Annotated in this window: 17 protein-coding genes; 4 read left to right on the forward strand and 13 right to left on the reverse strand. The window is 33.8% G+C overall.

The window, feature by feature from the left end; translation table 11 throughout:
- Nucleotides 1-430: 430 nt before the first annotated feature.
- Nucleotides 431-853, forward strand: coding sequence for a sigma-70 family RNA polymerase sigma factor (locus tag DW114_RS20525; protein WP_000804885.1), 423 nt, complete (start codon nucleotides 431-433; stop codon nucleotides 851-853).
- On the forward strand, nucleotides 850-1,080 hold the full coding sequence (locus DW114_RS20530) for a helix-turn-helix domain-containing protein (protein WP_000857133.1): 231 nt from the start codon (nucleotides 850-852) through the stop codon (nucleotides 1,078-1,080). Before DW114_RS20525 ends, DW114_RS20530 begins: the two co-directional genes overlap by 4 nt.
- A gap of 225 nt (nucleotides 1,081-1,305) precedes the next feature.
- On the opposite strand, the gene DW114_RS21895 is transcribed toward DW114_RS20530, so the two are convergent.
- Nucleotides 1,306-1,557: a hypothetical protein gene (locus tag DW114_RS21895; protein WP_001845478.1), complete on the reverse strand. Its 252-nt coding sequence runs from the start codon at nucleotides 1,555-1,557 to the stop codon at nucleotides 1,306-1,308.
- Here DW114_RS21895 and DW114_RS20540 point away from each other — a divergent pair.
- Together DW114_RS20540 and DW114_RS20545 are read left to right on the forward strand one after the other, a co-directional pair.
- On the forward strand, nucleotides 1,541-1,744 hold the full coding sequence (locus DW114_RS20540) for an excisionase (RefSeq protein WP_000814511.1): 204 nt from the start codon (nucleotides 1,541-1,543) through the stop codon (nucleotides 1,742-1,744). The two genes, DW114_RS21895 and DW114_RS20540, sit on opposite strands and share 17 nt — an antisense overlap.
- An 81-nt stretch (nucleotides 1,745-1,825) precedes the next feature.
- Complete coding sequence (locus tag DW114_RS20545) at nucleotides 1,826-3,043, forward strand: tyrosine-type recombinase/integrase (RefSeq protein ID WP_001291561.1); 1,218 nt, start codon at nucleotides 1,826-1,828, stop codon at nucleotides 3,041-3,043.
- Between the two features lie 617 nt (nucleotides 3,044-3,660).
- Here the strand turns inward: DW114_RS20545 and DW114_RS20550 are convergent.
- The 12 genes from DW114_RS20550 to DW114_RS20605 all read right to left on the reverse strand — a co-directional run bounded on the left by DW114_RS20550 (nucleotide 3,661) and on the right by DW114_RS20605 (nucleotide 13,187).
- A complete protein-coding gene (locus tag DW114_RS20550; protein ID WP_117456185.1) occupies nucleotides 3,661-4,230 on the reverse strand; it encodes a hypothetical protein in 570 nt (189 codons plus the stop codon).
- 37 nt (nucleotides 4,231-4,267) lie between these two features.
- Nucleotides 4,268-4,885, reverse strand: a complete 618-nt coding sequence (locus DW114_RS20555) for a hypothetical protein (protein WP_147322661.1) — start codon at nucleotides 4,883-4,885, stop codon at nucleotides 4,268-4,270.
- Nucleotides 4,886-4,902: 17 nt separating this feature from the next.
- The gene (locus DW114_RS20560; RefSeq protein ID WP_117456189.1) at nucleotides 4,903-5,754 is read right to left on the reverse strand and encodes a hypothetical protein; all 852 of its coding nucleotides are present in this window, start codon (nucleotides 5,752-5,754) and stop codon (nucleotides 4,903-4,905) included.
- Nucleotides 5,755-5,769: 15 nt separating this feature from the next.
- Nucleotides 5,770-6,267: a DUF3916 domain-containing protein gene (locus tag DW114_RS20565; RefSeq protein WP_117456191.1), complete on the reverse strand. Its 498-nt coding sequence runs from the start codon at nucleotides 6,265-6,267 to the stop codon at nucleotides 5,770-5,772.
- A gap of 206 nt (nucleotides 6,268-6,473) precedes the next feature.
- Nucleotides 6,474-7,298 carry a hypothetical protein gene (locus DW114_RS20570; RefSeq protein WP_117456193.1) on the reverse strand — a complete coding sequence of 275 codons (825 nt, stop codon included), beginning with the start codon at nucleotides 7,296-7,298 and terminating at the stop codon, nucleotides 6,474-6,476.
- Between the two features lie 14 nt (nucleotides 7,299-7,312).
- On the reverse strand, nucleotides 7,313-8,035 hold the full coding sequence (locus DW114_RS20575) for a leucine-rich repeat domain-containing protein (RefSeq protein WP_117456195.1): 723 nt from the start codon (nucleotides 8,033-8,035) through the stop codon (nucleotides 7,313-7,315).
- A gap of 122 nt (nucleotides 8,036-8,157) precedes the next feature.
- Nucleotides 8,158-8,655 (reverse strand): MGMT family protein, encoded by a 498-nt coding sequence (locus DW114_RS20580; protein ID WP_117456197.1) that lies wholly within the window; start codon nucleotides 8,653-8,655, stop codon nucleotides 8,158-8,160.
- A gap of 130 nt (nucleotides 8,656-8,785) precedes the next feature.
- Nucleotides 8,786-9,532, reverse strand: a complete 747-nt coding sequence (locus tag DW114_RS20585; protein ID WP_147322662.1) for an ABC transporter permease — start codon at nucleotides 9,530-9,532, stop codon at nucleotides 8,786-8,788.
- Nucleotides 9,533-9,677: 145 nt separating this feature from the next.
- Entirely contained in the window at nucleotides 9,678-10,529 is an 852-nt protein-coding gene (locus DW114_RS20590; RefSeq protein ID WP_117456201.1) for an ABC transporter ATP-binding protein, read from the reverse strand.
- Between the two features lie 102 nt (nucleotides 10,530-10,631).
- A complete protein-coding gene (locus tag DW114_RS20595; protein WP_117456203.1) occupies nucleotides 10,632-11,372 on the reverse strand; it encodes a LytR/AlgR family response regulator transcription factor in 741 nt (246 codons plus the stop codon).
- 11 nt (nucleotides 11,373-11,383) lie between these two features.
- Nucleotides 11,384-12,709, reverse strand: a complete 1,326-nt coding sequence (locus tag DW114_RS20600) for a sensor histidine kinase (RefSeq protein ID WP_117456205.1) — start codon at nucleotides 12,707-12,709, stop codon at nucleotides 11,384-11,386.
- Nucleotides 12,710-12,815: 106 nt separating this feature from the next.
- Complete coding sequence (locus DW114_RS20605; protein WP_117456208.1) at nucleotides 12,816-13,187, reverse strand: Imm1 family immunity protein; 372 nt, start codon at nucleotides 13,185-13,187, stop codon at nucleotides 12,816-12,818.
- Between the last annotated feature and the right edge of the window lie 64 nt (nucleotides 13,188-13,251).

Raw genomic sequence — 13,251 nt, forward strand, 5'->3', positions numbered from 1 at the left:
TAGCTATATTCCTGATTTTTGTTTTTGTCAATACCCTTAACTTATTGGCATTGATATGGTAGTGCTATTTATGCTGTTAAAATATTGTATCTTACTTCCAAATGGCGGTTTGTTGGAGGTCAAAGTCGCCATGAAGTATATCACATACAATCAAGTTCCCCACATTGAGTATTTATCAAAAAAAGTCGTCTATCTGCAATAGATAAGTACGTCCACCAATGTGGTTTTATAAATCATATAGATAGAAAAATAAAAGCATGTAAACAGAGAAATCAATCTGTTTGTGTGCTTTTTTGGTTATTCAGAACTTTTTTACAAAGTTTATTTATCAGTAATGCAACAAATCCCCCTTTCACATTGGGACTAAGAGTGAAAGGAGATAAACGAGCAAGGCTCACTTCCTTTCCTAGACAGAAAGGGGGTGAGAAACATGAAACCATCTTCTTTTCAGACCACAATAGAAAATCAGTTTGACTATATCTGTAAACGTGCTATGGAAGACGAGCGAAAGAATTATATGCTTTATCTTTCAAGGATTGCAAAGCGTGAGGTGTCCTTTTCGGATGTTGGCGATTATCTTGTTAGCCAGTTTGCGACAACAGATAACTATTCAACTGACTTTCAGATTTTTACACTCAATGGGTTATCAGTAGGCGTTGAAAATGATTTGTTGAGTGAAGCATTACGTGAGTTGCCAGACAAGAAACGTGAAATTCTACTGCTGTTTTACTTTATGGACATGAGCGATTCAGAAATTGCAGACCTGTTGAAATTGAACCGTTCTACTGTCTATCGGCATAGAACCAGTGGACTAGCCTTAATTAAAAAGTTTATGGAGGAATTTGAAGAATGAAAACACAATATCCTATGATTCCCTTTCCTCTCATTGTAAAGGCAACAGATGGCGATACCGAAGCGATTAACCAGATTCTACATCATTACAGAGGGTACATAACGAAGCGTTCCCTACGACTTATGAAAGATGAATATGGCAATCAAAGTATGGTCGTTGATGAAGTCTTACGTGGAAGAATGGAAACCAGACTGATTACAAAGATTTTGTCATTTGAAATTAAGTAATATCCTCTCTCCTTTCGTGGAAGCGTGCTAAACCATTCCACGCTTCCCGAACAGGGAGGTTTGTTATTCCACCAAAGCATATTGAGCTTTCAATGTGTTTTGATAGGCTAACGAGCCATTGTTCTTTGAAAACTGAATAAAAGTAATCGAATACGTTTCGATAAGAAAAGAGCCAACGGAACTAACCGCCATGACCTATCTTATAAAGATAGCGAGCGATTCATGTTAGTGATCCGAGAAGCAATCTTTAGCAGGATTGCCTGCAACGACATTCTTATCGTGATAATGATACTCCCATACAGTCAATAGTCCGAGCGTGATAAAACCGTCGCAGGCAATGAGTATGGCTACATGAGAACCATGCAGGGGTGGAACTCCCGTGAGCTTTGCTAAAGCTGTTCGATTGCTGGTAAAACAACTTTTATGAAATCCAAATAAGTGATTTGGAAAGGAGGATTTTATGAAGCAGACTGACATTCCTATTTGGGAACGTTATACCCTAACCATTGAAGAAGCGTCAAAATATTTTCGTATTGGCGAAAACAAGCTACGACGCTTGGCAGAGGAAAATAAAAATGCAAATTGGCTGATTATGAATGGCAATCGTATTCAGATTAAACGAAAACAATTTGAAAAAATTATAGATACATTGGACGCAATCTAGCGTCGCCAAAGGGTCTTGTATATGATAAAATAGTATTAAGTCGTATCAAGGCTCTTTCCATAAAGGAAAGGAGCAAATGCCATGTCAGAAAAAAGACGTGACAATAAAGGTCGAATCTTAAAGACTGGAGAGAGCCAACGAAAAGACGGAAGATACTTATACAAATATATAGATTCATTTGGAGAACCGCAATTTGTTTACTCGTGGAAACTTGTGGCTACAGACCGAGTACCAGCAGGAAAGCGTGATTGTATCTCACTTAGAGAGAAAATCGCAGAGTTACAGAAAGACATTCATGATGGTATTGATGTTGTAGGAAAGAAAATGACACTCTGCCAGCTTTACGCAAAACAGAACGCTCAAAGACCAAAGGTTAGAAAAAACACTGAAACTGGACGCAAATATCTTATGGATATTTTGAAGAAAGACAAGTTAGGTGTAAGAAGTATTGACAGTATTAAGCCATCAGACGCTAAAGAATGGGCTATTAGAATGAGTGAAAATGGTTATGCTTATCAAACCATCAATAACTACAAACGTTCTTTAAAGGCTTCATTCTATATTGCTATACAAGATGATTGTGTTCGGAAGAATCCATTTGACTTTCAACTGAAAGCAGTTCTTGATGATGATACTGTCCCTAAGACCGTACTAACAGAAGAACAGGAAGAAAAACTGTTAGCCTTTGCAAAAGCTGATAAAACCTACAGCAAAAATTATGATGAAATTCTGATACTCTTAAAAACAGGTCTTCGTATTTCAGAGTTTGGTGGTTTGACACTTCCAGATTTAGATTTTGAGAATCGTCTTGTCAATATAGACCATCAGCTATTGAGAGATACTGAAATTGGGTACTACATTGAAACACCAAAGACCAAAAGTGGCGAACGTCAAGTTCCTATGGTTGAAGAAGCCTATCAAGCATTTAAGCGAGTGTTAGCGAATCGAAAGAATGATAAGCGTGTTGAGATTGATGGATATAGTGATTTTCTCTTTCTTAATAGAAAGAACTATCCAAAAGTGGCAAGTGATTACAACGGCATGATGAAAGGTCTTGTTAAGAAATACAATAAGTATAACGAGGATAAATTGCCACACATCACTCCACATAGTTTGCGACATACATTCTGTACCAACTATGCAAATGCAGGAATGAATCCAAAGGCATTACAGTACATTATGGGACATGCTAATATAGCCATGACGCTGAACTATTACGCACATGCAACATTCGATTCTGCAATGGCAGAAATGAAACGCTTGAATAAAGAGAAGCAACAGGAGCGTCTTGTTGCTTAGTAGTACAAATGAATTTACTACTTATTTACCACTTCTGACAGCTAAGACATGAGGAAATATGCAAAGAAACGTGAAGTATCTTCCTACAGTAAAAATACTCGAAAGCACATAGAATAAGGCTTTACGAGCATTTAAGAAAATATAAAAAGATAATTAGAAATTTATACTTTGTTTATAACGAAAAAGAGCAGTTTTTTGCCCTATCGTTTCTTCTGTATTTGATTTATAAAATCTTCATTTCTTTTAAGGACACATAGAAATCCTTATCCTTTGTGATAAAAGGAATACGGTCTAAAGAATTTGCGGAGGAAGCGATTGCACTTCTGCTTTTTTCTATCTTTTGATATTTGAAATCTGAATAATCTGTTTAGAAAATCCATAATAGAAAATAAAATATGTGCCATATAATTCTATTCGGTTTCTGATGAAAACAGGTATCCAAAAGATATTCATGTATAAATCAAAACCAGCATAACAACGCAAAAAAGGTGTAATTTTTATATGTGTCAATCATGGTAAAAGAGTATACACAAGAAAAATAAGTATCAACCACCATGCTGTTTTTCCCTGATAGATTTTCATATGTCATCACTCCTAAATATATGAAAAATCTTTTTTCATATCTTCCACACCCAATTTTTACCTTCTTTGATATTGTCTGAATGTGTAGTTGTTCGTTTTTCTTCTTCATACATATGAATCCAAATATCTTCCACTTCTTCAAGTGGCATATGCATTTGTTCACTGATTTCATATGCTCCCATTTCCTTTTGTAGAAGCGTTCTTACCTGTTCGATTTTTCCATGCAGCCAGTCATGCGCCATCATCCATTGCTTCACATTCTTCATGAATGCTTCCTGTTGGTGTGTGGATGCGACCTTGGGATATTTCTTTATGCTTTCTTCCATATAAGAGAAGATGCGCCTGCCTAAATATTCCCGTTGTTCATTTTTAGACATCACACGAAATAATTCATCTTCTTCACGTATATCCAAAGTAAGGACCTGATCTTTATTCTCAAAACGTTGAAATGTTTTCCCAACATTTTTTCCACATCTGATACAAATCATGATATTGTATGGAAAATCCCAGGATTGTGCTTGTTTTTCTAATGGTGATAATTCATGTATCAAAGAGGATACACAATTGGTGCCCTGTGCTGTAACACTTGTGATAAAAAGCTTCATACAACTATATTTCCTCTCCTTCTAATTTTATTTTCCTTCATTTATCATTTTTTTGCGCTAATGAATTCATAAATATATCATATAACTGGTTTAATTCATCTATTTTATTTGAAATCATTTTCAAATAAGTTTCCTGTGTATATCCTTCTTCTAAATTTTTTTGTGAACATTTTTGAAATTGTGACAACATATGGACAATCGTTGGAATATTCTGCATATACGATATCAATTCGTGATCATATGGCTTATCTTCGTATTCCTGCATGATAGCATAAATCAATTGTTTTAATTTAGAAAAAGATGCTTCATTCCATTCCGCATGCATACGAATATCATACATCAATTCTTCATCTGATGATAGGTAATCGTAAAATTCTTTTAAGCTGTCTTTTTCATCTTTCCATATTTGAAGCTCTGTAGCACACCATCCAACTACATAATCCATCAAATCACATATAAAATCATAGGAAAGACCATCCTTTAATACCGCCTGACAGGAAAGCAGTGCCTGATAGACTTCATCTTTTGTATATCCTGCATCATGAAGCTTTCTTATTAAATCATATGCTTGCTTCATTGACTTCTCATAAGTATATTTTATAACCGATAGACAAATCGTCTTGATTTGATTTATGATATTTTCAAATTCATCCATATTGTATTCTCTATCTTCTATAAAACGGTCAGGGTTCCTACAGGGCATAAAACGGTTTTTCCTTTCGTGCGTGTTTCTTCTGAAATCGTAAATGTACTACCACTTTTCAACAATTCATCATATACATATTTATACAGAACGCTTACTCGACAATATTTGTGTGAGGAATCAAATTCTACATATAAATGACATATGCTTCCATCATCTAATTCGATTAGCGGATAATATTCTTTGCCTGTTTTTTGAGCTTGTATTTCATTCTCCCACTTAATTTTCGCTTGTTTTGATCTGGTAAGATAGCCAATATTGAAGTTGTATCGTTCATCATCTCTTGGATCCTGAGCCATCTTAAAGACCTCTACTTGATTGAGTGTAAATAAGAATCCATATTCTGGATTTTGATATGTGGAAGCATGTCCATTCGCCTCTTTTCGCACATATCCTTCTACACGTAATTGATATTTACCTGAAGCTGCTTCATATGTATGCCCCTTGTATAAGATATTGCCTTCCATATCCTGATAACGCATTTCCTGATTTGTTTGAAATGGTTCTAGCAAATGAATATCCCCAATACAAAGTGTATCTTTGATTTCTATTTGAAATCCTTCATACGAAAACTTCTGTATCCATGTATCATCAAATGGTTCATCAACACCGTTCAATTTTATCACATAACTGCCTGCGTCAATTTTCACAATTGGCATCCAGATTCCTTCTTTTAGAGTTTTCAGATACACATCTTTATCCTTTTCAAATTTACTCAGCAATTTCTTTGATCTGATTTTTTCTTTCTTCAGGAAATCCTGCAGAATTGTTGGCGAAAATAAAGCAATGCCATAGTTTGTGATGTCCAATACGTTATTCATATCTTATGCCTCCAATCACCTTACGTCAATATCTCCATAAAACCATAATTCGTTTTGATATATATCTTCATCTCGTATGATTTGTTGATAACCAGCTTCCTTCAGCGGTGTTTGTATCTGTTTACGTTTAAGAAAAGAATCGTTTTTAATTCTTATCCACGTTTGATAAGCACAATCACGTTTAAAAAAAGCTTCGTAATACTCCTGACCATAGAAAATGATGATTTCTGAACACCATACATCAGGGATAGATATCATTCCTACAACTTTACAAAACACAATATCCTGTGGCTTTTCTTTCATCAATCTTTCCACAGTCGCAAGCCATTTTTCATAAAACTTTTTCTTATTTTGATTTGTAGTTTTTTCACTTTCGATAAATGGATCACTTGGCACATGAAAATGTTCATATCGCTCATCGTTATTCCAATCTGGTTGAAATTTATCAATATTATCGAACATACGTTTTAATTTTCTATTTTGCCCACGTTGCTTTTTTCTGATTGTATCCATTCTGATTCCTCTTTTCTAATTGATAAATGTTGTTGAAAATCATTTCCCATATTTGACCAATGAATATCTCCATAATCCAAAACGAATGTATGTTCAATTCTTTGAATGATATCCACATATTTGATCTTTGATCTTTGATACCTCAAAAATTCTTGAATGATTCAGCTTTAATGCTTTGATGGTAGACTCCACCTCATCACGCATACTCATAGATATTCTCCAAAATATTCATTCACTGCCACTTGATCACAGCCATCTTCTCCACGCCAGTATTCCACAAATGTCCAGTCGTTTTTCCCTTGAATTTTACGCTCATATGATTGGGGTTTTAATACCCCAATGCATGCAAGAATCTCAACCAGCGTGGACCTTTCATTTTTGTTTGATTTAAAATCAGGAATATCTTTTAATCTATCGCATAATATGCCTGGATGATCATTGGCTGCACTGCTCATAATTATCTTTAATATATCTTTTAAAATATGTATATCCGCATCTGTTGGTTCTGGTATTTCCTCTTTGATGAATTGTTGAAGATCAAATAAGATATAAATTAATTCACCATGGCGCACACCACCCCATTTAATACGTTCAAAGTTTAATATATTGACATCCACATCTTTATAATATTCTTTTCCAATCACGCCATATTTCAAATCTTTGCATATGGAACAGGTACATGATGTATAAACCACCTTGCCGTTTTCATATGACTTTCCGGATATGACAGGTGTATAAGTATGCATTGGCAGCATTTTCGCTATGTAGTAAGAGCTGATACCTGAGCGCCAGTCTAAACGTCTGGATGAAAGACTGCTTATAAAAGCTTTCACTATCTGTTGGGGCGTGATTTTTTCCACAATCGCTTTGATTTGTTTTACACATTTATCATGCGATATACTAACTGCATCAAACATCAAACCTTTTTCTTTCGCATAAGTAAAATCTTTCGGAGTAATTGTATATTCATCTTTCCAGCCAGAAGCAGACCAATAGGTTTTCATTAATATATTTTTTGCTTTTTTATCCATACGACACTCCTTTTCTATTCTATGATGGTATCTGGCAATTCTTTTTGTAATGTTTCTAATCGATGATTGCGATAATAGCGTGGCAACATTGTTAGATATTTTAAATTTTTCAAGGATAATATTGGTGAAATATCATAGTTTTTATGTTCTACAGTCAACGCAAAATGTAAGTATTGTAATTGCTTTAGATTAGATAATGGCGCCATGCTTTTCACTGGCTTACCCACGCCGCTCATTCCCCCATTTGATAAAAACAATTCTTGTAAGTTTGTCATATTTGATAGAAAAGACAAATCATATAACTGTTTTACATCACGTAAATAAAGCGTTTTGAGATGATCTAATCCAAATAAGAAGCTAAAATCCGTGACCTTTGTGATATCAGATAGGATCAATACCTCCAAATGTCGTAATGGCGTTAAATCTAATATTGTTTCTTGTTTATTATTAGAAATTTTAAGATATTTTAAGTTAGGAAGCGTTGATAAAAGCTTTACGTTTTCCACATTTACTTCACTTAAACAAACACCTTCTATACATTTATTTCCATAAAGACTTTCATCATGAGAATATGTTAAATGATACTTTTTTAATGGCATGGTCAAGGATAATATCTGTGTATCTTTAGGGACAAGTGCTAAATCATAAATACCACTTACCATACCCTCCATAACGCCTAAATCCGCATAAGGATGATGAGGGCTTTTTTCTTCCAATAAATAATGATTCCAATCCATATCGTATCACCTCTTAAGAAATCTTATACATTACAAACATTATCACATTTCATGGGTGTAATATCAAGTGCTTATAAATGAAGAAAAGACAGTTGATTATGTTTCAACTGCCATATTACATCTTATGATTTGTTCTCTATTTCACCTAAATCAAAAAGTACCTTTTGATAATCTTTCACAAAATATTTTATATTTGTTCTGCCTTTTTGTATAATGGTATGTCCTTCTGCTTCTAACTTCTCTTTTTGTGCTTCTATTCCGCCTGGATACTTCGCATTCAACTCCCCATTTGCCTTTAATGTTCGCCAATAGGGTGTTTCATCTTCTGTTCTTTGATAACTTGCCCACGCCGCAATGGACACAAAAATCCCAGCTGTGATTGGTTCTGTAAAATCTGCATGATGAATTCTCGCAAAATACTCGCGAATTTCTCCAATGGTAATTACCTTTCCATAAGGCACCTGTTTCATTACATGATCATAATCGATTGGTGGAGCGAAATACATATGATTTCCTCCATACTTTTCAATACTTTTTTGATCGGTAATGATTTGAATTTTTGGCATATCTTTAGCATCGTGCAACATTGCGTTAAAGTCTTTCTTATCTTCATTAGCCATGTCTGCCACCTCCTACTTAAAGGATAACTTGTTTCTATATACAATGCAATGAGGCTGTTTTCAAAAAGTATTAAATTTTACTTATTTCTTTGAAGATCGTTCACGTTCTTCTAACATATCTTAATTTCCTTTATTCTTTTTCGTATCCATTTCGTTTATATATCAAAACAAATAATGCTATGGAAACTACCGCCTCGATGATCATCGCAAGGATACCGCCAATATTTAACGCTGGTGATACTTGCTCAGCCATATGCATGACCATATCCATAATTGCTCCTGTGAAAATGAATGGAGATATCATCTTTAATTCTTCAATATAAGAAGAAAACATTGGTACCAGCATCATCAATAGTAAAATAGGCGAAGTGAGTGTACTGGTACTGACCTGATTTTTCGCAAAGATTCCCAACAGCATCCCAATAATACAGCTGATCAATGTCCCAATCATTGTGACAATACTAAACAATATAAGATTTGATCCTGTGATGGTATATCCACTGATTGGCATAAGTAAATAATTAACGATAACTGTCACAAGGAATACTGGCAGCACACTTCCGACAAAGAATTCCAAAGCATTCACGGAGGATGTCATCAACACACGCAATGTCTTTTTTTCTTTTTCTTCCGCAAGCATTAAACTTATACAATATAAGCCAGTCATACCAATATTCATGACCAATCCCATTGCCAATGCATACGCATTTAAATATTCTTCACTGCCTCCATCTCCTGACATATTTTGATATAGAAAACGCATCATCATTGTAAATCCTATCGCAAATATTGGCATAATGATACAGTTTTTTCCACATAGTGCACGAAACTTTACTTCCGCTATCGCCATTACTTTATGTATATGTAGTGTTTTCATAATAACCTTCCCTTCTCCTATAAAAAATACATTTTCCAAATGACAGCTCCTATCACAAATACTGGTATGATGATACAACAACTTCCAAATAATGCACAAACGGGTGCATTTCTCAACGTTATAATATGGGGAAGATGAAATATCTTCATGATAGTTTTCTTCCTGTCACTTCCAAAAACACGCTTTCCAGCGTTGGCTCACAAGAGTGAATTGTTTCTATCTGATCTTGTTTTAACCATGTGTTTATTTTCTCCACATTTTCTTCATCCTGTTGTAAAAGATACTGTTTTCCATTGCGTAATTGTATATCATATTTTTTAACTTTATGATATTTTAAGCATATATCTTTTGGTGCTCCATATTCTACAATCACACCTTCATTTAATAATGCCACATGATCGCATAATTTTGTGGCTTCTTCCATGTTATGCGTTGTAAGAAAGATCGCCATGCCTTCTTCTTTTAATTGAAACAACATATTGTGTATCTGTAAAGCGGTCGATGGATCTAAACCGGAAGTTGGTTCATCTAGAAATAATACTTGTGGTTTATGCAATACCGCTCTTGCGAGAATTAATCGCTGTATCTGCCCTTTGGATAATTTTCCTGCCAGTTTTTTACGATGTTCATAAAGTCCTACCTGATGTAACACATCTTCGACTCTTTGTTTCTCCACTTTTAGGATTTTTGCGAAGTATTCCAGATTTTTTTCCACACTAAGATATTCATAAATACCGCTGCTATCTGTGACAATACCTATTTGTTCATAAATGGTTTCATCAATTTGATTGGCGTTGATTCCTAAGATATAGGCATCTCCTGATGATGGAAAAAGCTGTCCTGTAAGAATCTTAATCGTTGTTGTCTTGCCTGCGCCACTTGGTCCTAAAAAGCCAAGAATTTCTCCTTTTCTTAGTGTTGCGTGAATATCTTTTAACACGCAGACGTTATCAAATGTTTTTGATATATGATCTAAACGTATGATTTCCTGCATCATATATGTATCCTCCTTTTTACGTTTTCACTATAACATTTTAAGGATTGAAAATGGCGACTTGTTCCTGAATGGTAAGGATTGTTTCCTAAATAACAAAAAATCTCATTTCTTGATTTTTTCAAGTAAACGAGATTTTTCTTTACGAGATATACTACATACCCCACCTCTTACAATTACTTCATTATGTTTAAGATCAATGGAATCAATTTTATCTAAGGCAATTAAATAAGAACGATGAATTTTTAAAAAGCCTTCTTTCAATTCTTTTTCTATATCTGTAAGGTTTCCCAGAAATTCTATCCGTTGATTTTTCCCATGTAAGATCACATGGTGAGAACGCGCTGATGTTTCAAAGTAATAAATATCATCAATGGGAATATGGCGCAATTTATCTCCACTTTTACACGTAAAGCACGCAACAGGATCTTTTGTTTCATCTTTTAGACGTTGAATAATAGATTGCAGGCATTCACTGATGGATGTATGCAACTGTTCTTGTGTATCTTTCACAATATAATCAAAGGCTTCAATATGATATTGGAAAGTTTTATAAGCTAAATCTTTAAAGCTCGTGATATAAACGATTGTGCCATTTGGATCAATTTTGCGTATTTCTCTCCCCAACAAAAAGCCATCATATTCTGGATGTTTTAATTCAACATCTAAAAAATAAATATTACGTTTGGTTTGTTGCTTCGCTAACGCCTCTAACATTGCACAAGGATCACGATATACCTGCTTTACTTTCATATCATATTCATGAATCAGAATTTGTTTTTCAATTGCCTGCTGTATAAAATTTAACGTCGAAACTTCATCATCACATACATATATTTCTAACATGTTATCACTTCCTATACAATGGTTATTTCCTGAATGAAACGATTATCCACAGTTTGTGTGGCTATCGTCACATTTGAATATTTATCAATTATCTTTTGTAAAGAAATCAATCCCATCCCTCGCTGTGTACCTTTGGTGGAATATCCTTCTTGATAGATTTTTTCAATATCAACATCATGGAATAATGAATTTTCCACAATCATATGAAAGGCATCTTCCTGATTGGATAATACCAAGTTCATATCACCTTCATGATCTTTAACTTCATCTATTGCATTATCCAAAAGAATCCCCAAAACACGACATGCATCCATAATATTCATTTTTATTGTCTGCACTGGATATAATACTTCCATATGTAAAGAGATATGCTGACGATTGATTTCTGTGATTTTTGAATATAAAAGGCTTTTTATTTCATTGATTTGGATATTCGCTAATTGATTGGTTAGATTCATTTTCTTATCAATATCTTCATCAAATTCATCCATTAATTTTGAAATTGTAGATTCTATTTCCTGCATGTTTCCTTCTTTGCTTTGTAGATAAATACTGGACATCATATTCTTATAATCATGTTTGAAGGTACGCATATTTTGTTGTATTTTTTCTAAATCTTGAATATAAAGATTTTGTTGCTTCACTAACATATCACTGTATTTTTTCTTATCTTTTAAACTGACCATTTGAATGTAATATATCATAGTCAATATCATAATGAACATCAAAAAAAGTGGAATCAAGAATTGTTCTTTTGATTTTACAGGTATCATTTGTAAACAATAAGATAATAGATCATATATGAATAATACAATAATCGTCATTCCTAAAATTTGTATGAAAGAAAAATTTTTATACTCAAATTCTCGATAGATTCTGGCAATATTCAACTTTTCCACAATCAGATAAATCGTAAAAAACAACAGTGCTATCATTGGCAAATTTAATAAATAATAGATTTGTACATTTCCATTTGATAAAAACCAAAGCATTTCATTTAGAATAAAGAACGTCTGCTGGCATACTGAGCATATGCATGCGATGAGAAAAATTGAACGTTTTAGATTTCTGTCAAATAGTGTATATGAGATGATCCAGCACCAAACAAATATTTCAAGTTCCAAAAAAAAGAATATATCAATTCCAGTTAAATCTGATAAGTAATAAGGAATCTCTCCTGTATGCAATACTTCCTCAACAAGTCCTATCCCAAAGTAAAAAATGGCGACATAGCACATTTTTTTGAAACTGACTTTTTGATATATGATTTTCTGATAAGCCCAAAAGATGGACAAAACCCAACACAAGTTTCCAAATATAGATATAAAAACTTTCATTCATATCTCTCCTCCACTCGCTTTTAAAGCATATTAATTATACTATGGTTTTCATCGTATCGACATAAAAATGAACAGGTTTTTCTTCATCCTGTTCACTTTATTTTTACATACTCCTCCATGCAATACAATCTGGTCTTTGTAAAGTATCAAAGAATAATCGCATACACTGTATTGCTTGATCAAGTGTGATTACAGCATTTTCCGGTGTAAAATCAGGGGCACCATTGCCACTTACAAAGCTTACTACTCTTTCGCAAGTTCCTACTGATTGCCAGAAATCACCATCACCATTTAGAAAATAATGCAAACAGGCATCTGCTCCATTTAATGTTATCGTCAAACATGGATACTCATATTCCCCAGAAAGCCAGATATCATCATATGGAATTTGAGTGCTTTGTCTTATGATTGTTTCAATTTCATCTTTACTACGACAATCAAATTCCCCTTGATTACTTACTACATGCATTAACATCACTATGATTTTTCTCCTGGTATATTAAAGTTACTCATACAAAGAGTAATAAATCTAATATACC

Source organism: Absiella sp. AM09-50 (assembly GCF_003433845.1).
GTDB classification, from domain to species: domain Bacteria; phylum Bacillota_I; class Bacilli_A; order Erysipelotrichales; family Erysipelotrichaceae; genus Hoskinsella; species Hoskinsella hominis.

Bases quoted from the DNA above. Each gene is read 5' to 3' on its own strand.
- DW114_RS20525 (WP_000804885.1), top strand. From the start codon at position 431: ATGAAACCATCTTCTTTTCAGACCACAATAGAAAATCAGTTTGACTAT.
- DW114_RS20530 (WP_000857133.1), top strand. From the start codon at position 850: ATGAAAACACAATATCCTATGATTCCCTTTCCTCTCATTGTAAAGGCA.
- DW114_RS20540 (WP_000814511.1), top strand. From the start codon at position 1,541: ATGAAGCAGACTGACATTCCTATTTGGGAACGTTATACCCTAACCATT.
- DW114_RS21895 (WP_001845478.1), bottom strand. From the start codon at position 1,557: ATGTCAGTCTGCTTCATAAAATCCTCCTTTCCAAATCACTTATTTGGA.
- DW114_RS20545 (WP_001291561.1), top strand. From the start codon at position 1,826: ATGTCAGAAAAAAGACGTGACAATAAAGGTCGAATCTTAAAGACTGGA.
- DW114_RS20550 (WP_117456185.1), bottom strand. From the start codon at position 4,230: ATGAAGCTTTTTATCACAAGTGTTACAGCACAGGGCACCAATTGTGTA.
- DW114_RS20555 (WP_147322661.1), bottom strand. From the start codon at position 4,885: ATGGATGAATTTGAAAATATCATAAATCAAATCAAGACGATTTGTCTA.
- DW114_RS20560 (WP_117456189.1), bottom strand. From the start codon at position 5,754: ATGAATAACGTATTGGACATCACAAACTATGGCATTGCTTTATTTTCG.
- DW114_RS20565 (WP_117456191.1), bottom strand. From the start codon at position 6,267: ATGGATACAATCAGAAAAAAGCAACGTGGGCAAAATAGAAAATTAAAA.
- DW114_RS20570 (WP_117456193.1), bottom strand. From the start codon at position 7,298: ATGGATAAAAAAGCAAAAAATATATTAATGAAAACCTATTGGTCTGCT.
- DW114_RS20575 (WP_117456195.1), bottom strand. From the start codon at position 8,035: ATGGATTGGAATCATTATTTATTGGAAGAAAAAAGCCCTCATCATCCT.
- DW114_RS20580 (WP_117456197.1), bottom strand. From the start codon at position 8,655: ATGGCTAATGAAGATAAGAAAGACTTTAACGCAATGTTGCACGATGCT.
- DW114_RS20585 (WP_147322662.1), bottom strand. From the start codon at position 9,532: ATGAAAACACTACATATACATAAAGTAATGGCGATAGCGGAAGTAAAG.
- DW114_RS20590 (WP_117456201.1), bottom strand. From the start codon at position 10,529: ATGATGCAGGAAATCATACGTTTAGATCATATATCAAAAACATTTGAT.
- DW114_RS20595 (WP_117456203.1), bottom strand. From the start codon at position 11,372: ATGTTAGAAATATATGTATGTGATGATGAAGTTTCGACGTTAAATTTT.
- DW114_RS20600 (WP_117456205.1), bottom strand. From the start codon at position 12,709: ATGAAAGTTTTTATATCTATATTTGGAAACTTGTGTTGGGTTTTGTCC.
- DW114_RS20605 (WP_117456208.1), bottom strand. From the start codon at position 13,187: ATGTTAATGCATGTAGTAAGTAATCAAGGGGAATTTGATTGTCGTAGT.